At 62.9% G+C, this 25,921-nt stretch carries 27 protein-coding genes and 1 tRNA gene; 17 read left to right on the top strand and 11 right to left on the bottom strand.

Annotation, left to right across the window (positions count from 1 at the left end; genetic code table 11):
• Nucleotides 1-5: 5 nt before the first annotated feature.
• Entirely contained in the window at nucleotides 6-692 is a 687-nt protein-coding gene (locus LAN37_06105) for a succinate dehydrogenase (GenBank protein MBZ5646782.1), read from the bottom strand.
• 284 nt (nucleotides 693-976) lie between these two features.
• On the opposite strand from LAN37_06105, the gene LAN37_06100 reads away from it, so the two are divergent.
• Nucleotides 977-1,519, top strand: coding sequence for a hypothetical protein (locus LAN37_06100; protein ID MBZ5646781.1), 543 nt, complete (start codon nucleotides 977-979; stop codon nucleotides 1,517-1,519).
• A 41-nt stretch (nucleotides 1,520-1,560) separates the two neighbouring features.
• Here the strand turns inward: LAN37_06100 and rdgB are convergent, their stop codons facing one another.
• Nucleotides 1,561-2,205, bottom strand: coding sequence for an RdgB/HAM1 family non-canonical purine NTP pyrophosphatase (rdgB, locus tag LAN37_06095; protein MBZ5646780.1), 645 nt, complete (start codon nucleotides 2,203-2,205; stop codon nucleotides 1,561-1,563).
• A 260-nt stretch (nucleotides 2,206-2,465) separates the two neighbouring features.
• Between rdgB and LAN37_06090 the strand changes: the two genes are divergently transcribed.
• Nucleotides 2,466-3,875 carry a sigma-54 dependent transcriptional regulator gene (locus LAN37_06090; protein MBZ5646779.1) on the top strand — a complete coding sequence of 470 codons (1,410 nt, stop codon included), beginning with the start codon at nucleotides 2,466-2,468 and terminating at the stop codon, nucleotides 3,873-3,875.
• 57 nt (nucleotides 3,876-3,932) lie between these two features.
• Nucleotides 3,933-4,009, top strand: a tRNA-Arg gene (locus tag LAN37_06085).
• 180 nt (nucleotides 4,010-4,189) lie between these two features.
• On the opposite strand, the gene LAN37_06080 is transcribed toward LAN37_06085, so the two are convergent.
• Nucleotides 4,190-4,558: an STAS domain-containing protein gene (locus LAN37_06080; protein ID MBZ5646778.1), complete on the bottom strand. Its 369-nt coding sequence runs from the start codon at nucleotides 4,556-4,558 to the stop codon at nucleotides 4,190-4,192.
• 182 nt (nucleotides 4,559-4,740) lie between these two features.
• On the opposite strand from LAN37_06080, the gene LAN37_06075 reads away from it, so the two are divergent.
• Nucleotides 4,741-5,466 carry a tetratricopeptide repeat protein gene (locus tag LAN37_06075; GenBank protein ID MBZ5646777.1) on the top strand — a complete coding sequence of 242 codons (726 nt, stop codon included), beginning with the start codon at nucleotides 4,741-4,743 and terminating at the stop codon, nucleotides 5,464-5,466.
• Nucleotides 5,467-5,548: 82 nt separating this feature from the next.
• Here the strand turns inward: LAN37_06075 and LAN37_06070 are convergent, their stop codons facing one another.
• The gene (locus LAN37_06070) at nucleotides 5,549-5,776 is read right to left on the bottom strand and encodes a hypothetical protein (GenBank protein MBZ5646776.1); all 228 of its coding nucleotides are present in this window, start codon (nucleotides 5,774-5,776) and stop codon (nucleotides 5,549-5,551) included.
• A 130-nt stretch (nucleotides 5,777-5,906) separates the two neighbouring features.
• On the opposite strand from LAN37_06070, the gene LAN37_06065 reads away from it, so the two are divergent.
• The gene (locus LAN37_06065; protein MBZ5646775.1) at nucleotides 5,907-6,272 is read left to right on the top strand and encodes a metal-sensitive transcriptional regulator; all 366 of its coding nucleotides are present in this window, start codon (nucleotides 5,907-5,909) and stop codon (nucleotides 6,270-6,272) included.
• Between the two features lie 2 nt (nucleotides 6,273-6,274).
• Nucleotides 6,275-8,674 (top strand): heavy metal translocating P-type ATPase, encoded by a 2,400-nt coding sequence (locus tag LAN37_06060; GenBank protein MBZ5646774.1) that lies wholly within the window; start codon nucleotides 6,275-6,277, stop codon nucleotides 8,672-8,674.
• A gap of 100 nt (nucleotides 8,675-8,774) precedes the next feature.
• On the opposite strand, the gene LAN37_06055 is transcribed toward LAN37_06060, so the two are convergent.
• Nucleotides 8,775-9,224 (bottom strand): TlpA family protein disulfide reductase, encoded by a 450-nt coding sequence (locus LAN37_06055; GenBank protein MBZ5646773.1) that lies wholly within the window; start codon nucleotides 9,222-9,224, stop codon nucleotides 8,775-8,777.
• Nucleotides 9,225-9,286: 62 nt separating this feature from the next.
• On the opposite strand from LAN37_06055, the gene LAN37_06050 reads away from it, so the two are divergent.
• The 6 genes from LAN37_06050 (at nucleotide 9,287) to LAN37_06025 (ending at nucleotide 13,238) form a co-directional block, all read left to right on the top strand.
• Nucleotides 9,287-10,429 (top strand): glycosyltransferase, encoded by a 1,143-nt coding sequence (locus LAN37_06050; GenBank protein MBZ5646772.1) that lies wholly within the window; start codon nucleotides 9,287-9,289, stop codon nucleotides 10,427-10,429.
• A complete protein-coding gene (locus LAN37_06045) occupies nucleotides 10,417-10,827 on the top strand; it encodes a 6-carboxytetrahydropterin synthase (GenBank protein MBZ5646771.1) in 411 nt (136 codons plus the stop codon). Before LAN37_06050 ends, LAN37_06045 begins: the two co-directional genes overlap by 13 nt.
• Entirely contained in the window at nucleotides 10,824-11,246 is a 423-nt protein-coding gene (locus LAN37_06040) for a 6-carboxytetrahydropterin synthase (protein ID MBZ5646770.1), read from the top strand. Before LAN37_06045 ends, LAN37_06040 begins: the two co-directional genes overlap by 4 nt.
• Nucleotides 11,247-11,260: 14 nt before the next feature.
• Nucleotides 11,261-11,863, top strand: coding sequence for a GTP cyclohydrolase I FolE (gene folE, locus LAN37_06035; protein MBZ5646769.1), 603 nt, complete (start codon nucleotides 11,261-11,263; stop codon nucleotides 11,861-11,863).
• Complete coding sequence (locus LAN37_06030; GenBank protein MBZ5646768.1) at nucleotides 11,863-12,582, top strand: SDR family NAD(P)-dependent oxidoreductase; 720 nt, start codon at nucleotides 11,863-11,865, stop codon at nucleotides 12,580-12,582. Before folE ends, LAN37_06030 begins: the two co-directional genes overlap by 1 nt.
• A gap of 104 nt (nucleotides 12,583-12,686) precedes the next feature.
• On the top strand, nucleotides 12,687-13,238 hold the full coding sequence (locus tag LAN37_06025) for a hypothetical protein (protein ID MBZ5646767.1): 552 nt from the start codon (nucleotides 12,687-12,689) through the stop codon (nucleotides 13,236-13,238).
• A 67-nt stretch (nucleotides 13,239-13,305) separates the two neighbouring features.
• Here LAN37_06025 and LAN37_06020 read toward each other — a convergent pair whose 3' ends face one another.
• Entirely contained in the window at nucleotides 13,306-14,001 is a 696-nt protein-coding gene (locus tag LAN37_06020; protein ID MBZ5646766.1) for a rhomboid family intramembrane serine protease, read from the bottom strand.
• 87 nt (nucleotides 14,002-14,088) lie between these two features.
• Here LAN37_06020 and truB point away from each other — a divergent pair, with 87 nt between their 5' ends.
• Both truB and LAN37_06010 read left to right on the top strand, forming a co-directional pair.
• A complete protein-coding gene (gene truB / locus LAN37_06015; GenBank protein MBZ5646765.1) occupies nucleotides 14,089-14,991 on the top strand; it encodes a tRNA pseudouridine(55) synthase TruB in 903 nt (300 codons plus the stop codon).
• A 28-nt stretch (nucleotides 14,992-15,019) separates the two neighbouring features.
• A complete protein-coding gene (locus LAN37_06010; GenBank protein ID MBZ5646764.1) occupies nucleotides 15,020-16,702 on the top strand; it encodes a VWA domain-containing protein in 1,683 nt (560 codons plus the stop codon).
• Nucleotides 16,703-16,816: 114 nt separating this feature from the next.
• Here the strand turns inward: LAN37_06010 and LAN37_06005 are convergent, their stop codons facing one another.
• The 5 genes from LAN37_06005 to LAN37_05985 all read right to left on the bottom strand — a co-directional run bounded on the left by LAN37_06005 (nucleotide 16,817) and on the right by LAN37_05985 (nucleotide 20,218).
• The gene (locus tag LAN37_06005) at nucleotides 16,817-17,128 is read right to left on the bottom strand and encodes a hypothetical protein (protein MBZ5646763.1); all 312 of its coding nucleotides are present in this window, start codon (nucleotides 17,126-17,128) and stop codon (nucleotides 16,817-16,819) included.
• A gap of 81 nt (nucleotides 17,129-17,209) precedes the next feature.
• Complete coding sequence (locus LAN37_06000) at nucleotides 17,210-17,698, bottom strand: bifunctional nuclease family protein (GenBank protein ID MBZ5646762.1); 489 nt, start codon at nucleotides 17,696-17,698, stop codon at nucleotides 17,210-17,212.
• Nucleotides 17,699-17,721: 23 nt separating this feature from the next.
• Nucleotides 17,722-19,044 (bottom strand): tRNA (N6-isopentenyl adenosine(37)-C2)-methylthiotransferase MiaB, encoded by a 1,323-nt coding sequence (gene miaB / locus LAN37_05995; GenBank protein ID MBZ5646761.1) that lies wholly within the window; start codon nucleotides 19,042-19,044, stop codon nucleotides 17,722-17,724.
• Nucleotides 19,045-19,140: 96 nt separating this feature from the next.
• Nucleotides 19,141-19,914, bottom strand: coding sequence for an HAD family hydrolase (locus tag LAN37_05990; protein ID MBZ5646760.1), 774 nt, complete (start codon nucleotides 19,912-19,914; stop codon nucleotides 19,141-19,143).
• The gene (locus LAN37_05985) at nucleotides 19,880-20,218 is read right to left on the bottom strand and encodes an STAS domain-containing protein (protein ID MBZ5646759.1); all 339 of its coding nucleotides are present in this window, start codon (nucleotides 20,216-20,218) and stop codon (nucleotides 19,880-19,882) included. The genes LAN37_05990 and LAN37_05985 overlap by 35 nt, the downstream gene beginning before the upstream one ends.
• Before the next feature lie 194 nt (nucleotides 20,219-20,412).
• Between LAN37_05985 and LAN37_05980 the strand changes: the two genes are divergently transcribed.
• From LAN37_05980 to LAN37_05970, 3 genes are all read left to right on the top strand, one after another.
• Nucleotides 20,413-22,818, top strand: coding sequence for an efflux RND transporter periplasmic adaptor subunit (locus tag LAN37_05980; protein ID MBZ5646758.1), 2,406 nt, complete (start codon nucleotides 20,413-20,415; stop codon nucleotides 22,816-22,818).
• 98 nt (nucleotides 22,819-22,916) lie between these two features.
• Nucleotides 22,917-23,729, top strand: a complete 813-nt coding sequence (locus LAN37_05975; protein MBZ5646757.1) for an efflux RND transporter periplasmic adaptor subunit — start codon at nucleotides 22,917-22,919, stop codon at nucleotides 23,727-23,729.
• The gene (locus LAN37_05970; protein ID MBZ5646756.1) at nucleotides 23,726-25,888 is read left to right on the top strand and encodes an HlyD family efflux transporter periplasmic adaptor subunit; all 2,163 of its coding nucleotides are present in this window, start codon (nucleotides 23,726-23,728) and stop codon (nucleotides 25,886-25,888) included. The genes LAN37_05975 and LAN37_05970 overlap by 4 nt, the downstream gene beginning before the upstream one ends.
• Nucleotides 25,889-25,921: the final 33 nt, after the last annotated feature.

The raw sequence follows: 25,921 nt of genomic DNA, 5'->3' as shown, positions 1-25,921 counted from the left end.
GCTCCTTATCTATGAACTTGCAATGACTGGACCTGGGCCTCCGGCTCGGATATCGGCTGCAGCGGGGTCACCAGGAAAGCGCGCAACGTATAAAGCCCTACTGCCGCAAAAAGGATGCCGATCGCCAGGCAGACCACGCCAAAGCGCTTGCGTGCCTTGCCGCCCACGATGATCCCCCACTTGGCGCAGAACAGCCAGATGCCATACGCAAAGTGCCAGGATGCCGCGACGATGCCCACGATGTAGGCGTACACCGGCCATCCTTCGGCGAGCTCCAATTGCACCTTGCCGAAGGCGGCGCCGGGGTTGACGAACAGGTGCGCGCCGGTAAAGCGCATGGTGTAGGTGTGGTAGAGGATGTAGGCGAAGGCGACGATGCCCGTCCAGCGCTGCGCCGTGTACATCCAGTTCCCCAGCCAGGGGTAGTCGGTCACGTTCGATTCGCCACGCCACCAGATGTAGATCCCGTACAGGGCATGGAAGGCGATGGGGATGTAGATTCCGAAGACCTCGAGCCAAACCGCAAAGGGCAGCCCGGTCAGGAACTTCACCTGATCGATATAGGCTTTGGGCCCGTTGGTGGCGAAGGCATTGCTGATGAAATGTTCAACAAGGAATGTCCCGACGGGAACGATCCCACTCAACGAGTGCAGGCGTCGCAGGACGAACGAGTATCCCTGGTCCGCACGCAACGGAGCGACACCGGATCGAACTTTGGGGGCAGGAGCAGGTATAGAAGGACTGACCGAAGAAGCCATCGGTATGAGTACTCCTTAGATGAATAAGACCCCGATTGCCAACCTTGCATTATGGTTTTCCGCCGGAGGGGAAGTCAATCGTTAATGAACGCACCTATGTGAGCTACATCACAGACGGAGGTATTGGGATTTCGGGGCCGGGCGGCTTGCCCCGGGCAGCCCGGCGGATATAATGGCGCGGCAGAGTACCGCCCATTGGGATCAGGAGATAGCGCACCATGGCGACACCCGTGATTGCATTCGCGCAGCTGGCGAACGAGATCGAGAAAGAGGGTCTGAACCCGAAAAACAGCGAGCGCGTGGCCGCTGAGATCGCGAAGGCCTTTAACGTGAAAGAGGACGAGGTCGGGATCCTGCGGTTGGAAAAGCAGATGCTGTCCTTCCTGTTTCCGGCCAAGTTGGCGACGGTGGGATCGATCCCGGTCAACACATCGACCTCGCTGGCGGCCCGCACCGCCAACACCAAGCGGGCGGAGATCATCAACAATTTCGCGCAGTCCAAGCACGCCAGTGTCTTCGAGGCGGTGGAGCTGGCGGGCAAGCCCAAGGTTGCGGGTCAACACCCCGCCGCGGACGAGAAGCTGGCGCACGTCATCCAGAAGATGATGAGCGTGCCAGTGATGGGGCCGGCAGGCGTGGTCGGCGTGATCGAAGTATCGCGCAAGGGCAAGTCGGCGCCGGATTCGGGACCGGATTTCGCGCCCGCGGACCTGCAGAGGCTGGTGACCATCGCCGCGTCGCTGGCGAAATGCTTCAAATGACGGCGCCTTGCGGGCGTGAGCGTAGCGGGAGCCCGCCGCCGTCATCCTGACCCTAAGCGCAGCGAAGGGGACGGATCTCGCTCGAACCATTGCAGAAAATTTCGGAATGCCTGGCCGCGGTGGCTGACCGCGGCCTTTTCTTCGGGCGCCAGTTCGGCAAAGGTTTTTCCCAGGGAAGGGAAAAAAAAGAGGGGATCGTATCCGAAGCCTCCGGAGCCGCGAGGGGCACGCAGAATGCATCCCTCCGCGCTGCCGCGGAAGGTGGCGAGAGTATGTCCGTCGCGGGCGGCGGCGATGACGCAGACGAAGCGGGCGGCGCGACGGTCGTCCGTCACCGAGACCAACTCGCGCAGCAGGCGGGCATTATTGGCGGCGTCTCCGGAGTTCGCCGCGGCCGAGCCGTTCTGGAGAGCCGCGAAGCGCGCGGAGTGCACACCGGGCGCGCCGGAGAGCGCGTCCACCTCGAGGCCCGAATCGTCGGCCAACACCACCTCGCCCGGCGCGAAGCGGCTGTAGTGCTCCGCTTTCTTACGGGCATTGGCTTCGAAGCTCGCGCCGTCCTCGACAACCTGGGGCAGGGAAGCGAAGCCGGGCAGCCCCTGGACGTCTATGCCGCGAGGGGCAGCCGCGCCGGAAAAGTCTCGCAGCTTGCCGGGGTTTGAGGTGGCGATCAGGACGCGTGCCATGCCGCCCGATTGTACTGTGCACCGACAGAGGGAGGGTCGAGCAAAGAAAAGCGGGCGACAAGGCCGTCGCCCGTGAATGCGAGGAGGTTCTGCCCCGGATTCCCATAATGAAAAACACAACCGCGACGCGGGGCTTAACCGGCTGGGCGTGACCTGCGTCACTGAACACCTCAGCCCCAACCGCGCACGATGCAGTAGCAGGGAATGAAACGCACGAGTCCTGGAGGATCCCCCACCGGGCGGCGTCTCCTACACGAACCATGGCGGCTGGGCGAATCCTCATCGTCGATGACGAAGCGAGCATGCGGGGATACCTGCGCACGCTGCTGGAGATCGACGGCTACCAGGTGGACACAGCAGCCAGCGGGCCAGAAGCCATCGAGCGGGTGCAGCGGCACGCTCCCGATGTGACGCTGCTCGATCTCGTCATGCCGCGGATGGACGGCCTTGCGACGCTCGCCGAATTGCGGCGCCTCCAACCCGAGCTGAAGGTGGTCATCCTGACCTGCGTCAGCGACACGCACCAGGTGGTCGAGGCCATGCGGCTGGGGGCGAGCGACTACCTCACCAAGCCATTCCAGAGATCCGAACTCGACGCCGTCCTGGAGGTTTGCCTGGACACGGTGACGCGGCCGCTGGAGGGAGGAGGCGCGGAGATCGAGCAGATCGAGGAGGGTTGTTTCTTCGTGGCGGCGAGCCCGGCCATGCACGCGATCCGCGCCCAAGTGGCGCAGATCGCCCGGGTGGACGTGCCCGTGCTGATGCTGGGCGAAAGCGGGACCGGCAAAGAGGTGGTGGCGCGCATGATCCACAAGATGTCGCTGCGCTCGCACCGAGACTTCCTCAAAGTGAACTGCGCGGCGGTCCCCACCGACCTGCTGGAGAGCGAGCTATTCGGATACGAAGCGGGGGCCTTCACCGGCGCCATCCATACCAAGCCGGGGAAGTTCGAGCTTTGCAACCACGGGACCATGCTGCTGGACGAGATCGCCGAGATGTCGCCCGGGCTCCAGGCCAAGCTGCTGCACGTCCTGCAAGACCAGTCATTCTCGCGGCTGGGCGGGCGCAGCAATATCGAAGTGGACGTGCGAGTGCTCGCCGCCACCAACGTCAACGTGCAGCAGGCCTTGGCCGAGGGGCGGCTGCGCGAAGATTTGTACTACCGCTTGAACGCTTTCACCATCCATATCCCGCCGCTGCGCGAGCGGAAGCAGGAGATCGTGGCGCTGTTGAAGCATTTCATGGGGCGCATGGCGGAACAATATGGCCGACAGCCGCTGGGTTTCTCGCGGTCGCTCCTGGCTGCATGCCTGCGTCACGAGTGGCACGGGAACGTGCGCGAGCTGGAGAACATGGTAAAGCGTTACCTGGTGTTGGGAGACGAGAAGCTCATCCTGCGTGACCTGGAAGGCGGTGCCGCGTCGACGGCGATCGCCGTCGCCGCCGCCACAGCCGCTACCAACGGAGGGCTCAAGCGCATGGTCCGCGACCTGAAAGACGAAGCCGAGGCAGAAGCGATCACGCAGGCGCTGGAGCAGAGCGGGGGGAGCCGCAAGGAAGCCGCGCGCACGCTGAGCATCAGCTATAAGGCCTTGCTCTACAAGATGAGGCGGTACGGCATCGATGTGCCGCTGCGCGGGCAACGCGCCCGCCGCACGCCCGCGGCGTGAACTTTCACGGCCAGCGGGCTTCCGATATAATCAGGTCTTCAGCAGCGCACGCGACGCGCGCCCTTAGCTCAGTTGGATAGAGCGTCTGGCTACGAACCAGAAGGTCGGGAGTTCGAATCTCTCAGGGCGCGCCATTTTCTTGCATGCTCCTTGCTGGGAGAGATCCTTCGCCGGCGCTGCGCTCCGGCTCAGGATTTCGCCTGCGGGCTCCCGCCTCGCTGCGCTCGTCTGACGCCCGCAAATCGGCTCAAGTTCGAATCTCTCAGGGCGCGCCATTCCTTTGTCGGCAGATTCCCCGCCATTCCTGCTGTTGATCAGAACGGTCCGGGAGCGGCGGAGCGAGCCTTCAGGGAGCGGATGGCGTCGTCCACTTTCGGGTACATGCCGAGGACGCCCACCAGTTGCATGGACTTGAGCACGTGCGAAAGGCGCTCGGAAGGGTTGGCGAACTTGATCTCTCCGCTGCGCGCACGGGCGGCGATGAACAGCCCCATGAGCGTCCCGATGCCGCTGCTGTCGGCGTAGGAGAGGCCGCTGAGGTCCATCACGATCACCGGCTTTTCTTCCAGGATGGCGCGGATCTGGTTGCCAAACTGGGTGATCTCCTCCCCCAGAACGAGTTTTCCCTGGCAGAAGACGACGGTGACGCCGTCCATGTCGCGGGTCTCGATCTGCAGTTCCATGTGCGGCTCCCGGGCGGGCGGGGGATGTGAAGGTTAGTGCAGCCGGCCCATGCAATGCAAGCGGAACGGGGCGGACGGAGGCAGGTTACCAGGGCGGTGCATGGGTCACCTTGCGGGGTGATGCGAGTCACTGAGGCCGGGTCGCCGGCGGCGTCCAATGCAATCAGGCCAGGAGGCCCCCTATGAGCAGCCCTGCTACCCCGCGCTGCAACCGCTGCGGACACGTCTGCCAGCCCAGCGACAAGTTCTGCGCCGAATGCGGCGTGTTTCTGCGCGATGCCTTCATCGACCACCGCCTGTTACTGGCGCTGGTGCACGAGCAGGAAGGCAACAACGACGAGGCGCGCCGCGAGCTGGAGCGGCTGCTGGAGGCACAGCCGGACCACGTGCTCGCCAACCACCTTCTGGGAGCGGTGTATTTCCGGCAGGGGGTGCTCGACGTCGCCGTCCGGCACTACGAAATAGCACTGGCCAAGGCGCCGCGCTTTGCGCGCGCCTACTACGACCTGGGAGTCGCCCACTACCACCGCGGCGACATGCCGGAGGCGGTGAAGGCCTATCGCAAATGCTTGTCCATCGATCCCCACTGCAATGCGGCCCACTATCGCATGGCCATCGCCCTGTTCCACGCCGGAGAGTTGGATGAGGCGTTGCGTGAGTTCGAGCAAGCCGTCATGCTGACACCGGACTACCTGATGGCGCACTACCACATGGGAGTGATCCACGAGCGGCGAGGAAACATCGAAGCCGCGGAGCGGGCCTTCGAGCGCAGCCAGGAGGAAGCGGTGGGTGAGGTGAGCAGCCTGTACCACCTGGCGTTGCTGAAGCGAGCCGAGGGCGATGACAAGGCGGCCGACGAGTGCCTGCGGCGGGCACGAGAGTTCGGCGCGCAGAAGGTCACGAAATAAGGTTCTCGAAGCGCAAGGGGCACGGCAGGAGCCGTGCCCCTTGTTTCTTGCTGTAAAGAGAGGCGAGCCCGCCCCGGGCCGCCTAAACCAGGGCGACTTTCTCCATCAGGTCGATGCCGGCGCCGCGCAGGAGGCCGGCGACCGTCTTCTCATTCAGACGGCTGGCGTCGTACTCCACGCGAATGGTGTGCTCCTTCTCGTCGAACCGGAGGCGGCGGATGCCGTAGACATCGCGCAGGGGAGCGATGGCGCGGATCTCGGCCTCGCCGGGAGCGGCGCCGTAGCGGAACACCACGTCAAGGGCGGTCATCGGATCCATCCCTCCTGGACCGTACCCATCAATATACGCGAGGGCAGGCCTCCTGGAAATTTCGGGATGGCATACCGCCGGTGGACATCCATTCGTTGCTTAATACCCCCATGGGGTATATGATGTGGATATGGCGAAACCCAGCCAATCGGAGCATCCAACGGCCGGCGCAGCCTGCGGGTGCGCCAGCGGGGCGGAGCGCGGCGCCAGGAAGGCAGTGGCTGTGGATCCGGAGATCCGGGCGGCGAACCTGAACCGGCTGCGCCGGATCGAGGGCCAGGTGCGGGGGCTGCAGCGAATGGTTGAGGAAAGCCGCTATTGCGCCGACATCCTGGTACAGCTCTCGGCGGTGAATGAGGCGCTGCGCAACGTAGGGCGGGAGTTGTTGCGCAATCACCTGCGCAATTGTGCCACTGCCGCCATCAAGGGCTCACCGGAGCGCGCCGAGGCGATGTACGACGAACTGGTCGAGCTGTTCTCCCGGTATTCGAGGTGAACATGGATGCACTGAAGATCGTGGGCCAATCCGGGCCGGGGAAGAAGGAGCTCGACCCGGTCTGCGGGATGATGGTGGACCCGGCGACCGCCAGAGCGAAGGTCGATCACGCGGGTAAGACGTTCTACTTTTGCTGCCCGGGATGCGCGGGGAAGTTCCAGGCGGATCCGCAGAAATATCTGAATAAGGTGGCGGGGACATCGCCGCTCGTAGGGATCTCACTCGGGATGCCGAAGCCGGCGGCGACAGATGCGATTCCGTCCCCCACCGCGCAAATCGCCCCGGCGAAGCCTGGGACGGTCTGGGTCTGCCCCATGGACCCGGAAGTCCGGGAATCGAAACCGGGGCCGTGCCCGATCTGCGGGATGGCGCTGGAGCCGGAGACGATTACCGCCGAGGCGCAGGACGATCCCGAGCTGAAGAGCATGACACGCCGCTTTTGGGTCGGGGCGGTGCTGCTGATCCCGCTGCTCGTGCTGTCGATGGGTTTGATGTACTTCGCCCCCCACGCGGTGCCGCCGCAGCTGATGCCGTGGCTACAATTCGCGCTGGCATCGCCCATCGTACTGTGGGGCGGATGGCCGTTCTTCCAGCGCGCCTGGGTGTCGCTGGAGACCCGCCATCTCAACATGTTCACTCTGATCGGCATGGGCACGGGCGTGGCATATGCCTACAGCCTGTTCGCGACGCTGTTTCCGTCGGCATTGCCGGAGCAATTCCGCGGACACGGAGGCGCGGCCGAGGTCTACTACGAAGCCGCGGCGGCGATCGTCGTGCTGGTGTTGCTGGGGCAGGTGCTCGAACTGCGGGCGCGCAGCCGCACAGGTGCGGCGATCCGGGCGCTGCTCGACCTATCGCCCAAGATGGCGCGTAAGGTTTCCGACGACGGCAGCGAGCGCGACATCACGCTCGACCAGGTTCATCCCGGCGACCGGCTGCGCGTGCGGCCGGGAGAAAAGGTACCGGTAGACGGTGTTGTGCTCGAGGGCACCAGTGCGGTGGACGAGTCGATGGTGACGGGCGAGTCCATCCCGGTCGAGAAGGGGCCGGGAGCAAAGGTGATCGGGGCCACGGTGAACGGGACCGGGTCGCTGGTCATGCGCGCTGATCGCGTGGGCAGCGAGACCTTGCTGGCACAGATCGTGCGCATGGTCGCCGAAGCGCAGCGCAGCCGCGCACCCATCCAGCGGCTGGCGGACAAGGTGGCAGGCATCTTCGTTCCGGCGGTGGTCGCGATCGCAGCGGTCACCTTCATCGTGTGGGCGTTGGTGGGCCCGCAGCCGCGGCTGGCGCACGGCTTGGTCAATGCCGTCGCGGTGCTGATCATTGCGTGTCCCTGCGCGCTTGGACTGGCTACACCGATGGCCATCATGGTAGGCACGGGGCGCGGCGCCCGCGCCGGTGTGCTCATCAAGAATGCCGAAGCGCTGGAGACCATGGAGCGCGTCGACACATTAGTGATCGACAAGACGGGCACGCTCACGGAAGGAAAGCCGAAGCTAACCTCGGTCGCCGTCGTGGCCGGATATGAGGAGCACGAGCTGCTGCGGATCGTTGCGTCGCTCGAGAAGGCGAGTGAACATCCGCTGGCGGCAGCGATCGTGTCGGGCGCGAGGGAGCGCGGGGTGGAGGCGACGAGTGCCTCTGACTTTCGTTCCATCACCGGCAAAGGGGTGGTCGGGCGTGTGGAGGGACATGAGGTCGCGGTGGGGAACGCGGCGTTGTTTGCCGAGGTTGGCGTCTCGCAAGACGAGGTTGCGCAACGCGCGGAGGCGGCGCGTCAGGAAGGCCAGACGGTGGTGCTGGTCGCCGTGGACCGCAAGCCGGCAGGGGTGATCGGCGTCGCCGATCCCATCAAGCCGTCGAGCCCGGAAGCGGTTCGTGAGCTGAAGCAGCAGGGCCTGCGCATCGTCATGCTCACCGGCGACAGCCGCACCACGGCGGCAGCGGTAGCGAGGAAGCTGGGGATCGACGAGTTCGAGGCCGAAGTGTTGCCCGACCACAAGGCCGACGTGGTAAAGAAGCTACAGCAACAGGGCCGCGTGGTGGCTATGGCGGGCGACGGTATCAACGATGCGCCCGCCCTGGCGCAGGCCCACGTAGGGATCGCTATGGGCACGGGCACCGATGTGGCCATGGAGAGTGGAGGGGTCACGTTGGTGAAGGGCGATCTGCGCGGCGTGGTGCGCGCGCGTCGCTTGAGCCAGGCCACCATGCGTAACATCCGGCAGAACCTATTCTGGGCATTCGCCTACAACTCGCTGGGCGTACCCATCGCGGCGGGAGTCCTCTATCCCTTCTACGGATTGCTGCTCAGCCCGATCCTGGCGGCCGCGGCGATGAGCTTCAGTTCAGTTTCAGTCATAACGAATTCGCTGCGTCTGCGGACAATTCGCTTGTAGGACAGAAACATTCGACCGCAGAGACCGCGGAGACCCCGGAGATCGCAGAGAATGGAATAGACAAATCACCTCTGCGGTCTCGGCGTTCTCTGCGGTTCCATCAGAGCTTGCTGATGTAATCGAGGATGTCGGGCTTGGTCCAATCCACGGGGCCGATGAACTTACGGCGCAGCACGCCCTGGCGGTCGATGATGTAGGTCTCGGGGAACTTGAAGGTGCCGTAAAGTTCGTTGCTCTTCTGCCGCGGGTCGCGGACGGTCAGCAGATCGACGTGGTTCTTCTCCAGGAAGGTGCGGTACTGGCGGGCGTCTTCGTCCAGGCTGACAGCCAGCACGGTGACGCCCTTACTTTTCATCTCGCGCTGCATCCTGACCAGGGAAGGCATTTCGTCGACGCAGGGCGGACACCAGGTCGCCCAGAAATTCAGCACCACCACCTTGCCGCGCAGGTCCTTGAGAGACACGGTACGGTCAGCGTCGGTGACGGTGAAATCCGGTGCGGGATTGCCGACCATGGCCGGCTTGGAGCCGCGGTCGCATCCTGCCAGCATCGCCAGCAGAAGCAAGAACCAGAGGAAACGTCTCACAAAGCTATAATAAAGGGATTCGCAGCATGCCGCCAGAATCGCTAGAGCGTGGGGAGCCGCGTCCGGCGCGGTCGCCGCTGGTATCGGTGATCGTTCCGGCGCGCAACGAAGAGGCCTGCCTGGGAGATTGCCTGCGCTCCCTTGTGGCGCAGGTCGGCGTGGATCTCGAGATCATCGTGGTGGACGACGGCTCGACCGACCGCACGCGCGAGATCGCAGGTTCATTCGCCGGGGTGCAAGTGATCTCCGCGGGAGAGCTGCCGGCGGGCTGGTCGGGGAAGTGCAACGCGGTCTGGGCCGGGGCACAGGCAGCTGGCGGAAAGTGGCTGCTGTTCACCGACGCCGATACCGAGCATCTGCCGGGATCGCTCGCGCGCAGCCTGCAGGAAGCGCGACGCGAGGGCGTGGCGTTATTGTCATATTCGCCAGAGCAGGAAGTCCGCGGCTTGGTGCAGTGGACCGCGATGCCGGCAATTTTTGCCGAGCTTGCTTCCGTGTATCCTCCGCGGGACGTCTGCGATCCGGCGTCCAGCGCGGCCGCCGCCAACGGCCAGTACCTGCTCATCGCGCGCGAGGCGTACGATGCGGTGGGCGGACACCAAGCAGTCTCGTCGAGCCTGTTGGAAGACCTCGAGCTCGCGAAGCTGGTCAAAGCCTCCGGGCGGCGCATTCGCCTGCGCTACGGCAAGGGTCTGGTGCGCACGCGGATGTATCGCGATACCGCCTCGCTGGTCGAAGGCTGGAGCAAGAACCTGGCACTGCTGTTTCCCCGCACCGGCGGACTGGCGGTAGAGAGACTGGCGGAATTCATCGCCATCGTCGCAGGTGTCGTCATCGGCGCCTGGGCGTTGACGCACCGAGGAGATGTTGCAGGCAGCGTTTCCACCAGAGAATTAGTCTTAGGGGCGGTCGGAATCGCGGTGCTGGCGTGGTTGCGCGTCTTGAAGCGCGTGACCCGGGCCCATTTCGGCATCACTGCCCAAACATTGGCCCCGCTGGGGTTGCCAATCTTTTCGTATCTTTTGCTACGTTCGCGCTTCTATTACAGGTGGCGCCGGAGCGTTACATGGAAAGGACGGGCGTATTGTCCAAGCATTCCACAGTCATCGAGCAAGAACCGGAGCGAGCCGGAGGAGACCCCCGTGCGCGGCGCACGATGGTCTATCTGACGCGCAAGGCCGAGTTCTCCGCGTCGCACTTCTACCACAATCCGGAGTTTTCCGCGGAGGAGAACCGGCGCATCTTCGGCAAGTGCAATAACCCGCACGGCCACGGACACAACTACACGCTGGAGGTCACGGTGAAGGGGCCGGTGGACCCGCGCTCCGGGTTCGTCGTTGACCTGAAGGATCTGAAGGAGATCCTGAACAGGGAAGTGCTCGATGCGCTCGACCACCGCTTCCTGAACAAGGAAGTGCCGGAATTCTTCCAGGCCATTCCGACGACGGAGAACCTGGCTATCGTGGTCTGGAACCGGCTGAAGCCGAAGCTGCACGCTGCGGAGCTGCATCGCGTCCGCGTGTACGAGACTCCGGACCTGTTCGCGGATTTTTTCGGAGAGGAATGAAGGCGCACCTCACACGCCGCTACTGGTTCTCGGCCTCGCATCGGCTGCACAGCGATGCGATGTCCGAAGAAGAGAACCTGCGCACCTACGGCAAGTGCAACAACCCGCACGGCCACGGGCACAACTACGCGCTGGAGGTGACCCTCGGCGGGCAGGTGCATCCCGCTACTGGGATGGTGTGCAATCTGGCGGAGCTGGATGGATTCGTCGAGAAGAACATCCTTGAGACTTTTGGCCACGAGCACCTGAACGCGCTGCCGCAGTTCCGCGACGCCGTGCCAACCACCGAGAACCTGTGCGTCGAGATCTACGAAGCGTTGAAACAGGGATTCGCGGCCGCCGTGGTGGAGAAGATCCGCCTCGAAGAAACGGCGCAGAACTCGTTCGAGTACGCCGGCGGTGATGAGATCAGGCGATGAGCAAGGGAGGGCCCATGAAGAGATCGGTGGAACCCGTGACGCTGACCAGCGCCAGCTTCGAAGAACTGACGCGGGAATTGCTGGTGCGGCTAGGTGAGGACCCCGCGCGCAACGGGCTGTTGGACACGCCCGGGCGCATGGTCAGCTCCCTCCAGTACCTCACCAAGGGCTACCAGGAAGACCCGGAGAAGATCCTCCGGGAAGCCCTGTTCGACGTCGATTACGACGAGATGGTCATAGTGAAGGACATCGAGATGTTCAGCCTGTGCGAGCACCACCTGCTGCCGTTCTTCGGCAAGGTGCACGTCGCCTACATCCCCAAGGGCAAGGTGATCGGGCTGAGCAAGATCCCGCGTCTGATCGACATCTTCGCGCGCCGACTCCAGGTGCAGGAACGCCTGACGGTACAGATCGCCGAGACCATCCAGAACGCCATCGATCCGCAGGGCGTGGGCGTGGTGATCGAGGCCCGCCACCTGTGCATGATGATGCGCGGGGTGGAGAAGCAGCATTCGGCGGCGGTCACCTCGTCGATGCTGGGCGTTTTCCGCGACGAGCAGGAGACCCGCCAGGAATTCCTCGCGCTGATCCGCGCCAAGGGCAGGAACGGGAGCTGATGCCCGCCAAATCCGATACCAAGACCGCTGTCGTCACCGGCGCCAGCCGGGGCATGGGCCTGGCCATCGCCGAGGGACTGGCGAAGGCTGGGTTCAATGTCGTGTTTACCGCGCGCAATTCCGGCGAGCTGACGTCGGCGGCCAAACGGGTCGAGAAGCACGGAACCAGGGTTCTGGTGGAGCGCTGCGATGTCCGCGACGCCAAGTCCGTGCAGCACCTGTTCGCGGCCGTCAAGCGCGAGTTCGGGTGCGTGAACGTGCTGGTGAACAACGCCGGCTACGCGGGTCCTCTAAAGAATATTGACGAGCTATCGATCGAAGCGTGGCAGGAGACGATCGAGACCAACCTGACGGGAACCTTCCTTTGTACCCACGCCGCGTTGCCTCTGATGGCCCGAGGCAGCACCATCGTGAACAATCTTTCGGTCGCGGCAAAAGGTTACTTTCCGGGAATGGCGGCGTACGTGGCCGCTAAACACGGCGTCATGGGCTTTACCCTGACGCTGCGCGAAGAAGTGCGGGCGAAGGGCATCCGCGTCATGGGGCTCATGCCCGGGGCGACCGATACCGACATCTGGAAGCAGTTCTGGCCGGATGCGCCGCGCTCCCGGATGATATCGCCGGAGAGCGTGGCGTCGGTGGTGGTCAACGCCATCCTGCTGCCGGAGAACGCGACCGTGGAAGAAGTGGTGATCGCGCCCACGGCAGGCGCCCTGTAGGCTGGTTGTTCACCCAGACATCCAGAATTCCACGAATTGTGATCGCCGTAACTTAGAATCGTGGCCGAAGCGCAGTACAATGCGGTTCTCCCCGGGAGGCGGCCATGCGCAGATCCGATTATCCGCGCGAATTCAATCCCACCAGGCGCACCACGCAGATCATCTACGGCGAGCGGCAGCACCTCAAGGGGGTGCTCGATTCCATCCAGAAGTTCGTGCTCAAGACTGATCAGCTCGATAAGGAAAAGAATCTCCTGCAATCGCTGATCGAGGAGCGCACCAGGGAACTGAACGGGATCAACCGCGACTGGGACCGCAAGCTGGAACTGGCGCGCGATCCGCAAACCAGCTCGCAGGAGCTGGCGCTACTGGCCGAGAGCGCGCCCGCGGACGATTACCTGCTGCTGCGTACCATCGCCGAGCACCCCAACACCCCGGCAACCATCCTCGACAAGCTCTCAGAGCACCCGTACGACGCGGTGCAGGAGAACGTCGCCCGGCATCCCAACGCCAGCGTGGAAACGTTGGAGCAGTTGGCGGCTGATCCAAGCCGTCCGCTGTGGTTCCTGGTGGCGTGCAATGCCGCCGCCCCTGCGGCGCTGCGCGACCGGCTCAAGCGGCGCATGACCGCAGCAGCGGCCGCGGGCACGAATTAAGCGAAGAAGTTAGAACGAAGAAGGCAGAAGTGACTTCTGCGATCTGACTTCTGCGCTCTGCCTAGGTTCAGGACCACTCGGTGTAGCGGTACCGCGGCGCGCGGGCAGGGAAGAGCTTGATCAGCCCCATCCCCGCGACGAATCCCCCCACGTGCGCCCAGACGGCAACGCCACCTCCGGTCTGGTGCGAGTAAGTGATCGCAGTGGCGGCGCCGCTCAGGAACTGCACGATGAACCAGTATCCCAGCACCAGCCACGCCGGCAGCCACGTGAAGTAGAGAAAGAAGAAGGGAATCAAAGTCAGCACACGGGCCGAGGGGTACAGCAGAAAGTACGCACCCATCACGCCGGCGATGGCGCCGCTGGCGCCCACGCTGGGTACCTGCGAGCCAGCGTTGAAGAAGATGTGCAACACGGCGGCGGCAAACCCGCTGAGGAAGTAGAACAGCAGGTAGCGGACGTGCCCAAGGTAGTCCTCGATGTTATCGCCAAAGATCCACAATCCCCACATGTTGAAGATGACGTGCAGCCAGGAGGCGTGCAGGAACATCGCGGTGACCACGGGAACGAGCGCCGCGGCGGGATGTCCGCGGAGCAAGCCGAGCACGCGCACCGGGACCATGCCGAAGGTGGCAATAAAACCAGTCCGGCTGCGCGGGTCGAGCACCACCTCGAACAGAAAGATCAGCAGGTTCAGCGCAACCAGAAAATAGGTGACATAAGGCGTGGTGGTGCGCGGAGTATCGTCGCGAATGGGGATCATCGTTCAGAGTGAGCGCCGTACAACCGGCACGTAATGGCGTTCATGGTTGACGCGGTCCGCGTTCTGACCTCACGATAGCAGAAAGCCATGAACGGTGTCTTGGTCATCGACAAGCCGGCCGGGATGACGTCGCACGACGTGGTGGCGCGCGTTCGCCGTCTGCTGCACGAGCGCTCAGTCGGGCACCTGGGCACCCTCGATCCCATGGCCACCGGGGTCCTGCCGCTGGTGCTTGGCCGCATGACCCGCCTGGCGCAGTACTACGGCGACGCCGAGAAGACCTACGAGGGCGAGATCCGCTTCGGCTTCGCCACCGACACCTACGACGCCGATGGAGACCGCGTGAGCGAGCCGAAAGCCGTCAGCCTCTCTTTGGAACAGGTGCGCTCGGCGGCGGCGCGGTTCTTGGGGAAGCTGGAGCAAGTGCCACCACCATTCTCGGCAAAGAAAATTGCGGGCGTTCCGGCGTACAAGCTGGCGCGCAAGAAAAAAGAGGTCGAACTGCAGCCGGTCACGGTCGAAGTGAAAGAGCTGGAGATTCTGTCGGTCGACGGTGACCGGGCGAGATTCCGCTCGCGAGTATCCGCGGGCACCTATCTGAGATCGATCGCGCACGAGCTGGGGCGAGCGCTGGGAGTTGGGGCGCATCTGGCTACTCTGCGCCGGACGGCATCGGGGGAGTTCGACCTGTCGGATGCCAAGACCCTCACCGAGGTCGAGGCAGCCGCCCAAACGGGGGATCCGGAGAGTGTATTCGTGCATCTGCGGCGGGTCTTACCGGCATTTCCGTCGGTGACGGTTGCCGAAGAAGTTGCGGCAAAGGTCTGCCACGGCATGGCCGTCAACCTGCCGGATATGTCGAAAGCCAGGTTTGTAAAGGTTTTCGTAGGGCAGTCGGAGCTTATCGCCATCGCCTCCAGGGTGGCAGGGACGCTGTTCCATCCCAAGGTGGTGCTCGCAGGGCACCAGGATCCGGTCACCAGTCCCTAATCGTGACGGAAACACAAAGGAGCGGATTATGCGGCGCAGCATCAGGTTGCTATTCGTGCTGATTTTCGTCGTATGTTGTTGTGCGCAGGAGAAGCCATCTCCGGGAACGCCGAAGTTCACAGCGCGGACGGAACTGGTAACGGTTCCGGTGGTGATTGTTCGCGACCACAAATTCGTGGAAGGGCTGAAGCAGGACGATTTCACGGTCCTCGAAGACGGGAAAGCAAAACGCGTCGCATTCTTCGAAGAAGTGAAAGCCGAACCGCAAACCATACAACATGCGGCCGCTAAGCCGGGCGAGTACACGAACTTGCTGACCGATGCACCGCGACCGGCGGCTGTCACCATCATTCTCATTGATCACCTCCTTGCCGGTTACTCGGAACAAGGCAACGCGCGGAACGAGCTCATGAACTTCCTGTTGCGCGCCGCGGGCGAGCGCGAGCCAACAATGGTCGCCGACGTCGGGCGATCGGGGCTGAAGATTGTCCATGACTTCACGACGTCGCGTGAGGTGTTGCTCGCAGCGCTAAAAGAGGTGCGGGGCAAAATGGAGTTTCGGGGGCCGTCGGAGGATGACCTAGCCAGGGAAGCCGACGCGGCAGGGGCAAACAGCATTGCGAACGCGATGGACGTAACAAAAGAGGCCCAAAGCCTGGAAGAAATCATGACCGGCGGCGGTCCGCAAGCCGGGGCCCAGCGCATGATGCGGCGAATCCAGGAAGAGAACATCGAGAAGATCATGCTCGCATTCGAACAACTGGCATTTGGGTTGCGCGGTGTGCCCGGTCGCAAGACGCTGGTGTGGGTAAGTCCCGGGTTCGAGTGCCCATTTTTCGCTTCGATGACAAACATTCATGGAGAACAGGTGTCCATGGGGCAACAGTGTGTCAACACGTGGCGCGAATTGAGCGCGGCGAACTTTGCGGTGTACCAGGTCAACCCCATGCAGACCGAAAATCCGGCATATGCCGGTCCTGCCTTTCGAAACTCGCGGCCCATGACTTCGTCCGTCCAGCGGCAGATGATGAACGAGAGCCTGACCACGTACACGGGTGGGACCATATGTTCGTTCCGCAGCGATCTGTACACCTGCTTCAAACGCGCGGTGGAAGATTCATCCCGTTATTACATGTTGAGCTACTACGCGATTCCGACGGAGAAGCCCACATGGCGCAAAATCCAGGTGAAGGTCAATGTGCCGAAGGTCAGCATTCGTGCTCGTAGCGGATACATAACGGCAGGCACTGAGCAGAGCTGGGAGGAGCGGCGCAAGAACGACATCGCTGTGGCCGTAGCCTCCCCGATCGAATACACCGGAGTAGCGATGACCGTGAAGTGGCTGAACACGGCCGAGAAGGATGGCAAGCGGCAGTACCGGTTCCAAATCATGGTGCCGCCGGGCGTGTTGAACGTGGACGAGAACGAGCACAACCACCTTAAGCTGAGCATCATTGCGTACGCGATGGACGCCCAAGGGGGCCACGTCGGCGACCTCATCAAGGACGTGGACGCGCATTTACAGGACAGAGGCTTGTCGCTGCTGAGGCAGCAGGGGTTTGGGTACACGGACGTTCTGAAAGTACCGCCGGGGAATTTCACCGTGAAGTTCATCTTGCGTGATGACCTGAGCGGGCGGATGGGGACGGTAACGGCGCCGACGCCGAGGGTCGCGGATAGGTCGAGCGCGCCGCCGGCGCAGCAGCAATAGCCCTGCTGCAAGTAATGTCCGATAAGAAGTATTATGTTAACTAACAAATAGGGCTAATGAATCTGCGGGTCTGCGAGCCCGCACGACGCTATCAACCCGGGCAGATGGCATTCCCTACCGCTCCGGGTTCAGCAGCCGGTCAAGGTCTTCCCGAAAACGTCTAAGCGTTTCCAGCATTTCGGGAGTCGCTTCGAGTACCTCTGCCTTCGCCTGAAACACCTGCTGCGCGTCCTTCTCCACCAGCACGCCCATGACCTCGCCCATGCGCCAACCGGGCGAGCCGATCATGCTCAGCCCCGCGGGCGTGACTGCCAGCAAGGCGATGGCGCCGTCGCGGGTCACGCCGACGGCGTTGGGATAACGATCGAATGTCTCCAGGTTGAATCCGGCGGCGTAGATGCGCTGGAGCTGCTCGGACGGGTCCATTTGTAGAGATCCTTCGACTCGCGGCTGGCGCCGCTCGCTCAGGATGACGCCGGCGGGGCTCAGACGCCCCGCCAAGTGGCGTCACATCTTGTAGCGCCCCAGGTCTTCGTCGTTGAGGTTCTCCAGCCACTTGCGCAGCTCCTCATTCGACACGCGGTCGGAGACGGAGTTGGCCAGCTTGGAGGTCTTCAGCACCTGGTCCTCGACGAAGATGGGGCAATCCAGGCGCAGGGCCAGGGCGAGGGCGTCCGAGGGCCGCGAATCCACGCTGATCACCTTGCCGTCCTGCTCCATCCATATGACGGCGAAAAAGGTGTCCTCGCGAAGGTCGTTGACCACCACCTTGTGCACGCGCGCTTCCAGCCCGGTGAGCAGGTTCTTGATCAGGTCGTGGGTCATGGGCCGGGGCGTGGTGACCTTCTCGATCTCCAGCGCGATGGCATTGGCCTCGTAGATGCCGACCCAGATGGGCAGCACGGCGTCCCCCGAGACATCTTTCAGGATCACGATGGGCATGTTGGTGACGGGATCCATCATCAGCCCGCGGATTTTCATCTCGACTTCGGCCATCATGCCCTCCTATGCCGCCTAGCCTATACCATCTCGCCCACGAGGCTGTTGGGAAAACTTTGGGTCACGCGCACCTGCACGTAAGAACCCAGAGCCGGATCGATGAGTTGCCCGTGCGTGAAGTTGAGGGTCTTGTTCTGCGAGGTGCGGCCGATGACCTGGCCGCGGCCGTTCTTCCCTTCAACCATCACTTCAACAGTCTCGCCGATGTGCTTCAGGTAACGCTCCCTCTGGATCTCGCGCTGACGCTCGTTCAGGATACTGAGGCGGTGCGATTTCTCGGCGTCGGGGATGCTGTCGGGCATCGTCAGGGCGGGAGTATTCGGCCGCGGCGAGTACTTGAAGGAAAAGATGCCGTCGTAGCCAACTTGGTCCAACAGGGTGATGGTCTGCTCGAAGTCCTGTTCGGTCTCGCCCGGAAAGCCGACGATCACGTCGGTGGTAATGCTGATCGGGCGCTTCCCTGCCTTGATCCAGCCGATGCGCTCCAGGTACTGCTCCCGAGAGTACTCGCGGGCCATCAGGCCCAACAAACGGGTGGAGCCGCTCTGCACCGGCAGATGGACGTGATCGCATAGGCTGGGAACCGCGTCAATGGCCTCGACGATGTCCTTCGTGAAGTCGCGCGGATGCGAGGTGGTGAAACGCACGCGACGGATGCCGGGGACTTCCCCAACGGCCGCCAGAAGCTCGGCGAAGGTTTTCTTGCCGGAGGGGTCGCGGTAAGAGTTCACGTTCTGACCGAGGAGCTGGACCTCGGTGAAACCCTGGTCGGCCATCCGGCGGGCTTCGGCCAGGATCGATTCCGAGATGCGGCTACGCTCCTTGCCGCGGGTGTAGGGCACCACGCAGAAGGCGCAGAACTTGTCGCACCCCTCGATGATGGTGATGTAGCCGCGGTGCGGGTTCGAGCGGGCCGTGAACTCGGTCTCGAAGGTCTCGCCGGTCTGGCGATCGTCCAAGCCAGTGACGCGCGAATCCCCTGCCTCGATCTGTACCAGCATATCCGGCAGGTTGCGGTACGAGGCTGAGCCGCAGACCAGCGACACGTGCGGGGCGCGCTCGAAAATCTTGTCGCCTTCCTGCTGGGCGACGCAGCCGAGCACGCCGAAGCGCTTGCCCTGCCGCTGCAGGGCGCGGAAATCGGCTAGCCTGTGGAAGACCTTCTGCTCCGCCTTATCGCGGATGGAGCAGGTGTTGTAAAGGATTAGGCCGGCATCTTCGACCTCCTCCACCTGCCGATACCCCTGGCTCATCAGGGTGCCGATGACCTTCTCCGAATCGTGGAAGTTCATCTGACAGCCGAAGGTCTCGATGTAGAACGTCCTGGCGCTGCTGGCAGCCATCCCTCTGTGAGTATATCGCAGCGAAAGATTCAACCGCAGAGGTCGCAGAGGAATCCTAAGATTTCCTCTTCTCTACGCTCTCCGTGATCTCTGCAGTCAAGTGCTTTTTGTCCCGAACTTAAAGGGAAGCTTCAGGACTTCATCGATCTTGCGGATCTCGAAGTCTGGCCTTTCCTCCGGGCCTGACGGCCTCAGCTTGGCGAATTCGCCGCCCTGGATGTGGACAGTGTGCAAGCCCAGCGAGTTCCCTGCCCGGATCTCGCCGGAGTAGCGGTCGCCGATGACCAGCACGTTCTTCGGGTCGGCGCCGGTGATGCGCAGAATGTCCTGGAACGCCGAATCCTTGGTCACGATCCTGGCGCGGTCGGCAAAGAAAATGCGCTCGACGGCGGGCTCGCGGTCCAGTCCGAGCGCGGCTGCCTTGGCGCGCTGGGTCTCGGGGATGCCATAGCTCACCACGAACACGCGCACGCCTCGCCTCCGCATTTCGCGCAGCACCTTGCGCGACCCGCGGAACAGCGTCAGCTTCCCTACTGGAAGGGAGAAGAAGGCCTCGCGCGATATGCGGGTGAGCTCTTCACGATTCTTGACGTCGTAGCGGTCGCACACTGCGCCATCGATGTGCGCGAGCTGTGGGTCCCTCGCATAAGCTTTCATGCGCAGACGGAAGATCTGGTCGCTGGAGGCGGGAATGCCGGCGCGAGCCATGGCCTCGGCGGCGTACCGGTGGGCGGCGCGCACGCGCTGCGTCAGGCAGTCGTAGAGAGTGTCGTCGAGATCGAAGACGGCGACGCTGATGCGCGGAAGGCGGCGCGCCCCCGGGCCCTTCCGCCGCCTAGCTGTAAGACTCGACCGCCGCGGCTTCGTCATCGAACACTTCGAACAGGGCGAGCAGGCCGACGATCTTCAGGGTCTGCAGGGCGAGCTTGGAGGGGTTCACCAGTTTGAGGGATCCACCCTTCTGCTTGGCCGTGGTCAGCGAGCGCACCAGCACGCCGATGCCGCTGGAGTCGATCATGGGCACCTCGCCGATGCTGACCACCAGCCGGGCGTCGCCGCTCGCGAGCAGTTCCTCGATCGTGTGGCGGAACTCATCCACCGCTTCTCCGATCTTCAGGTCGCCCCTCAGCTTGATGACCTGCACGCCAGAACGCTTGAGAACGCTGATATCCAAATGGTCTCCTCCGGCGCGGCGACGCGGCAACGCCGCAATAGACGGGCATTTCACGCCGCGGCCGCGCGTTGACACCCGATGTACCCGTTGTTATAGTGCGCCGCACAAGGTAAGAGAAGCACAGGATTTTTGCAAGTACTACAGTCTCCCCCACTCATGTCCTGATCTGCGCAGTCCCGAGGAGGACCGCTCGCATGGCGACTCAGAAACCGGGATTCGCCGTCCCGCTTGAGGAATTCGCCGCCGCCCTTTTGGCCCAACGCGAGGTCGAACCGCGTGCCCGACTGACCGCGGCGCAGGTGGCCGAATTGATTCCCGACAGCGGAGTGGTCGTGTACATCGTTCCCGACCCCGAAAATAACCCCGAGTGGGTACCGAAGGCGACCGTGGGCGACATCTCGCTGAACGACCCCACGGTTCCGTTCGACGCGGGCACGCTGAGCGCCATCCCGGGCAAGCTGGAATCGGTGTTGTATGCCGTCAAAGACCTGACGCGCGAAACCTACGCGCACCTGAACATCCGGCGCACCATGACGTCGCTGGCGGTCGTGCCGCTGGCGCTCGACGACATGCTGATCGGAGCCATCGAGGTCGTCACCTTCGACAAGCCGCTTACCGCGGCCCACGTCAGCATCATCGAGGAGATCGCAGGATACGCCGCCGTGGCACTGGCCACCGGCATGGCCTACGAGAACGAGCGCAACACCCAGCTCGAGTCGCTGACCCGCATCACCCAGATGTACGACCTGGAAAAGGTCTTCAACTCAAACCTCGAGATGGACGACCTCATGAACATGATCACGTCGAAATTCCACGAGATCATGAACGTCCAGGCGGTGAACCTGTGGATGGTGGGGGGCGACGGCGTGGCGCTGACGAGCCAAGCGGGCGTTGACATAACCGCCGCCATCGGCGCGCAGCAGCGGCCCGGCGAAGGCGTGGCGGGAGACATTTCCGATTCAGGCGAACCGGTGCTCATCGAGGACCCGAATGACGAACGCCTGGCGCGCCGGAACCAGGGGGTTGAAGAGGGCGCGGTGTTCACCCTTGTCGCGGCCCCGGTCATGGACCGTGGGTCGCTGGTGGGCGTGGTCGAGGCCATCAACCGGACCGACGGCACGGCCTTCGACGAAGACGAGCAGTTCCTGCTCACCACCATGTGCGAGACGGCCAGCAACGCCTTGCACAATGCCAGCCTGCTCCAGGCGGAACGCAAGGTGGAGATCCTGGAAACGCTGGTCAAGGTCAGCCAGGAGATCACCTCGACGCTGAACCTCGATCGGGTCATGCAGACCATCGTGAACGGTCCTCAGGCCGTGATCCCGTATGAGCGGGCTGCGATCGCGATCGAAAAGAGCGGCAAGCTGCAGCTGGGCGCCGTGTCAGGCATGCCCCAGATCGACCGAAACGACCCGAGCATCCGACGCCTGGATCAATTGCTGCAGTGGGCATCGATATCGAAAGAAGAGATATGGATCACGCAACGTGATGAAGAGATCGATGCCGAACGCGAAGAGACGCGAGCCAAGTTCAGAGAATACTTCGCGGAAACCGGCGCGCGGGGATTCTATGCGCTCCCTCTCACCGATGACCAGGGACGGGTCGGCATACTGAGTTTCGAGAGCAGCGATCCCGGGTTCCTCAGCCTGGTCCATTTGGAGATGATCAAAGTGCTGGTAAGCCAGGCAACGGTGGCGCTGCGTAACGCGCAGATGTACACCGAGGTGCCCTTCATCGGGGTGCTGGAGCCGCTGCTCCACAGGAAACAGAAGTTCCTCGCGATGGAGAAGAGCCGGCAGAAGGCAGCCATGGTCCTCGCCGCGGCTGCAGTGCTCTTCCTCGCCGTGTTCCCCCTCCCGATGAGAGTGGACGGCACAGCATCCGTGGCCCCAGCACATACCGCTCAGATCCAGCCCGAGGTCGAAGGAGTGGTACAGCGTGTTCTTGTGCGAGAAGGCGATCTCGTCGCGCAAGGGACCATTCTCGCCAAGCTAGACGACTGGGATTTCCGTGCTGCGGTGTTGGCAGCGCAGGCCAAGCGCGAGGAGTCGACGCTGAGGATGAACCAAGCCCTTGCCCGCAACGACGGCACCGAGGCCGGCATTCAGCAGGTCCAAGTCAACTACTGGACGGCGGAACTTGCGCGCGCCAAGGAGCGCCTCGAGAAGACCAACTTGCGCTCTCCGATCAACGGCGTCGTAGCCACTCCCCATGTGGAGAACCTTGCGGGAAGACGCTTGGCGTACGGCGACACCTTCGCCGAAGTCGTGGATAACTCGCACGCTGTCATGGACATCGCCCTGGATGAGAAGGACGTGAACCTGCTTCAGCTCGGCGAGAAGGCAGTCGTGAAGCTCGAGGGCTTCCCGACCAAGACATTCCGCGGCGACGTCGTCGTGCTCAGCCCCAAGAGTCAGCTTGTGGGGAACCAGCGGATGTTCTTCGCCCGCGTCAGCGTTCCCAATGCTGAAGGTCTCATCCGGGCGGGTATGCAGGGCCGAAGTAAGATCAGTACCGGCTGGCACTCCGCAGGCTTTGTACTCCTGCGCCGGCCGACAATGTGGATCTGGGAGAAGGTATGGTCATGGGTCGGGTGGTAAGGAGGCCGAAAATGAGGCGAGCCTTGCTGGTAGCATTGGTCGCAATCACCGTGTGCACGTGGACGGCATGCGACACGTCCCGAGAAACGACGCGGGCAGTGGGTCTGCCGACCAAGGCCGAAGCCGCTTCCGCATTGACGTCCACTCCCGCGGCTGAGAGTCCGTTCATCGCCTCGGGCCCGGTGATCGTGGAAAACCAGGTTGACGTGCAAGCGCAACGAGATGGTGTGGTCACGAAGATCTCCGCTGAGCCGGGAATGACGGTGAAAAAGGGCGACTTGCTGGCCCGCTTGGACGACCGGCAACTGACCGCCGACCTCGATGCAGCGAAGGCAAAGACCCGGGCCCAGGAAGCTGACCTGAAGAACTGGCAGGCCGAACTCAAGGTGCTCGAAGTCGATCTTGAGCGCGCCCAGAAGATGTGGGAGGCGCAGCTCATCACCAAAGAGCAACTGGACCACGCCTCCTACAAGCTGATTTCGGACCAGTGGAACGTGAAGAACATGGAGGAGTTGCTGGCACAGAGCAGCGCAGCGCAGCGTTCGCTCGAGCTCGAGCTCGAGAAGACAGCCATCCGTGCGCCCTTCGATGGAGTGGTGGCGCGACGCTACATCAGGGCCGGCCAGCGGGTGGCGAGCGGCGAGCGCCTTTTCTGGGTGACCGCCGTGGCCCCGCTGCGCGTGAAGTTCACTCTGCCGGAACGTTTTATCGGAAAGCTAAAGAAGGGAGAACAGCTGACCGTCATTTCCGCGAGCGCGCCGGAGATCAAGCACGCCGCGAAGGTCATCCTCATCAGCCCTGTCGTGGACCCTTCCAGCGGCACCATCGAGGTCGTGGCCGAGCTTACGGGAGATCCTGGAGAGATGCGGCCTGGGATGACGGCTAACGTGCGGCTCGACCACGCACCATGAACATCCTTGAGGCCCTCAACATAGCGCTGCCGGAACTGCCGGCGGAGGCGGTCCGCGTGGAGCGACCGCCGCGCGTGGATCCCTCCATCATCGTGCGGGAGCAGCTCCAGGAAGGCCGCCCCGTGGTTTTGCTGCTCATTCCCGAGATCCACAACTACTACGTGTTCGAGCCCCAACAGTGGGCACTGCTGCAGCTGTTCGATGGCCAGCGCAGCTACGAGGAGATCGCCGACCTCTTTGCGCAGCAGACCGGCAGCCCGTGTACCCCGGACGTCATTGAGGGTTTTGCCACCGAGACTCGCAATGAGAAGTACTGGTACAAGTCGGAGCAGGAGAAGAACATCGCGTTGTGGGAGACACTGAAGGAGGAGCGCCGAAAACGCGTCAAGAAGAAATCGAAGTATGGGGACCTGTCCGAGATCTCGTTCTCGGCGTGGGATCCCGACCCCTTCCTGACCTGGCTCCACGACCGCATCGGCCACCTCGTTTTCAGCCGCTGGTTCGTGACCCTGAACCTCATCATGTTCGCGTTCATGGTCTACATCTTCGCGTCGCACTGGAGCGCGATCGCGCGCGACACCATGCAGATGTTCAACTTCTCGGAGAAGGGCTTCGGGTCGATCCTGGAGATCTGGGTGTTACTGGCGACCATCGGTCTGATCCACGAGACGGCGCACGGCTTTGCTTGCAAGCACACAGGCGGAGGCGCGCACCGGATGGGCTTTCTGCTGATCTATCTCTCGCCGGCGTTCTTCTGCGACACGACGGAAGCGTGGGTCTACGGCAGCAAGTGGCAGCGGATCGCGACGGTGACGGCCGGGATCTGGATAACGATGCTGATCTGCTCGGTGGCCAGCTTCATCTGGTGGGGGACGGCAGCCGGCACCCCCGTCCACAATTTTGCTTACCTGCTGATGCTCGTATCCGGCTTGCTGCCGGTGGCCATCAATCTGAATCCTTTGATCAAACTTGACGGCTACTACATCTTCACGGAGATGCTGGAGATCGGGGACCTGAAGGAGAACTCGACGGCATTTCTCTCGGCCTGGGTACGGCGGAATATTTTCCGCTTGCCAGTGGATGTGCCCGCGACCACTTTCCGTCGCAAATTGCTCTACGTACCGTACACCATCCTATCTTCCGCGTACGGCTATACCCTGCTTTTCGTAGTGGTGAATTTCGCCTACAACATCGCCCACAGTTACAGTCCGGACTGGGCATTCGTGCCGGCCGGTCTTCTGGCATGGCTGGTCTTCAAGTCACGGATCCTGACCTTTGGTAGGTTTATGAAACTTGTTTACTTGGATAAGAAAGACCGTGTACGGGAGTGGCTGCGGCCGGGTAGCCATCGCGCTGCTCTGGCTGTCGCCGCTCTCGTCCTGCTCTTCGCTCCGGTGTGGCGGGAAACCGTGGACGGTCGATTCATTCTGGAACCCTCCCGTCGGGCAGTAGTCCGAGCGCGCGTGCCGGGGACGGTGGTTGCAGTTCGAGTCGCAGAAGGCGATTCAGTCCAGGCCGGCGCCCCCCTGGTCATTCTGCGCAACCTGCCCCTGCAGTCCGAGGCCGAGCGCGTAAGCTCCGAGGCGGCGATGGCGAAGGCGCGCACCGTTGAAGCCCAGCTTCGCTACGCCGACTACGGGTCGGCTGAGGCGCGATCCCGGGAACTGGGGGTTCGTGAAAAACTGCTGCACGACCAGGTGACCGAGCTCACGATCTCCAGCCCCATCGCCGGCGTTCTGCAGACGCCCCGCATGGGGGACCTCATGGGCTCATACGTCGGTGCCGGACGCGAGATCGCCGAAGTGGCGGACACCTCGAGCTTTTCTGCCCGCGTTTATCTCCCGGAAGCCCTGGTGCGCAACGTTCGCCAAGGCGCCCCGGCGGTGATCCGCCCCGCGGGATACTTCCGGTCCATACCGGGAGTCGTCGCCCGCATCGCCCCTGCTGCCTCCCGGGAGGCGGTAAAGATCTCAGAGGAAGAGGAATACACAGGAGTCGAGAGCACCCGGTACTATCCTGTGACTATCACGGTTTCCGGGGGCGGCGGCCGGCTGCGAGACGGGATGACCGGCGACGCCAAGATATTCGTTCGGCGACGCAGTATCGCGGGACTTACTTTGGAAGCTGTGCACGACTTCGCGCGACGAAAGCTCTGGTAAGAAAGAAGCGAGGCGATGAACCTTCATCGCCTC

The sequence above is a fragment of the Terriglobia bacterium genome (genome assembly GCA_020073495.1).
Taxonomy (GTDB): domain Bacteria; phylum Acidobacteriota; class Terriglobia; order Terriglobales; family Acidobacteriaceae; genus JAIQFD01.
Note: the sequence above shows the minus strand (reverse complement) of the source record. Positions and strands in the feature narration are given on the sequence as shown.

Coding starts and splice junctions, on each gene's coding strand:
- LAN37_06100 (MBZ5646781.1), top strand. CDS start 977: ATGGCGACACCCGTGATTGCATTCGCGCAGCTGGCGAACGAGATCGAG.
- LAN37_06020 (MBZ5646766.1), bottom strand. CDS start 14,001: ATGATCCCCATTCGCGACGATACTCCGCGCACCACCACGCCTTATGTC.
- LAN37_06060 (MBZ5646774.1), top strand. CDS start 6,275: ATGGATGCACTGAAGATCGTGGGCCAATCCGGGCCGGGGAAGAAGGAG.
- folE (MBZ5646769.1), top strand. CDS start 11,261: ATGAAGAGATCGGTGGAACCCGTGACGCTGACCAGCGCCAGCTTCGAA.
- LAN37_06080 (MBZ5646778.1), bottom strand. CDS start 4,558: ATGGAACTGCAGATCGAGACCCGCGACATGGACGGCGTCACCGTCGTC.
- LAN37_06045 (MBZ5646771.1), top strand. CDS start 10,417: ATGGTCTATCTGACGCGCAAGGCCGAGTTCTCCGCGTCGCACTTCTAC.
- LAN37_06000 (MBZ5646762.1), bottom strand. CDS start 17,698: ATGGCCGAAGTCGAGATGAAAATCCGCGGGCTGATGATGGATCCCGTC.
- rdgB (MBZ5646780.1), bottom strand. CDS start 2,205: ATGGCACGCGTCCTGATCGCCACCTCAAACCCCGGCAAGCTGCGAGAC.
- LAN37_06075 (MBZ5646777.1), top strand. CDS start 4,741: ATGAGCAGCCCTGCTACCCCGCGCTGCAACCGCTGCGGACACGTCTGC.
- LAN37_06070 (MBZ5646776.1), bottom strand. CDS start 5,776: ATGACCGCCCTTGACGTGGTGTTCCGCTACGGCGCCGCTCCCGGCGAG.
- LAN37_05970 (MBZ5646756.1), top strand. CDS start 23,726: ATGAACATCCTTGAGGCCCTCAACATAGCGCTGCCGGAACTGCCGGCG.
- LAN37_06025 (MBZ5646767.1), top strand. CDS start 12,687: ATGCGCAGATCCGATTATCCGCGCGAATTCAATCCCACCAGGCGCACC.
- LAN37_06050 (MBZ5646772.1), top strand. CDS start 9,287: ATGCCGCCAGAATCGCTAGAGCGTGGGGAGCCGCGTCCGGCGCGGTCG.
- LAN37_06030 (MBZ5646768.1), top strand. CDS start 11,863: ATGCCCGCCAAATCCGATACCAAGACCGCTGTCGTCACCGGCGCCAGC.
- LAN37_06065 (MBZ5646775.1), top strand. CDS start 5,907: ATGGCGAAACCCAGCCAATCGGAGCATCCAACGGCCGGCGCAGCCTGC.
- LAN37_06055 (MBZ5646773.1), bottom strand. CDS start 9,224: ATGCTGGCAGGATGCGACCGCGGCTCCAAGCCGGCCATGGTCGGCAAT.
- LAN37_06010 (MBZ5646764.1), top strand. CDS start 15,020: ATGCGGCGCAGCATCAGGTTGCTATTCGTGCTGATTTTCGTCGTATGT.
- LAN37_06040 (MBZ5646770.1), top strand. CDS start 10,824: ATGAAGGCGCACCTCACACGCCGCTACTGGTTCTCGGCCTCGCATCGG.
- LAN37_05990 (MBZ5646760.1), bottom strand. CDS start 19,914: ATGACGAAGCCGCGGCGGTCGAGTCTTACAGCTAGGCGGCGGAAGGGC.
- miaB (MBZ5646761.1), bottom strand. CDS start 19,044: ATGGCTGCCAGCAGCGCCAGGACGTTCTACATCGAGACCTTCGGCTGT.
- LAN37_06005 (MBZ5646763.1), bottom strand. CDS start 17,128: ATGGACCCGTCCGAGCAGCTCCAGCGCATCTACGCCGCCGGATTCAAC.
- LAN37_06090 (MBZ5646779.1), top strand. CDS start 2,466: ATGGCGGCTGGGCGAATCCTCATCGTCGATGACGAAGCGAGCATGCGG.
- truB (MBZ5646765.1), top strand. CDS start 14,089: ATGAACGGTGTCTTGGTCATCGACAAGCCGGCCGGGATGACGTCGCAC.
- LAN37_05980 (MBZ5646758.1), top strand. CDS start 20,413: ATGGCGACTCAGAAACCGGGATTCGCCGTCCCGCTTGAGGAATTCGCC.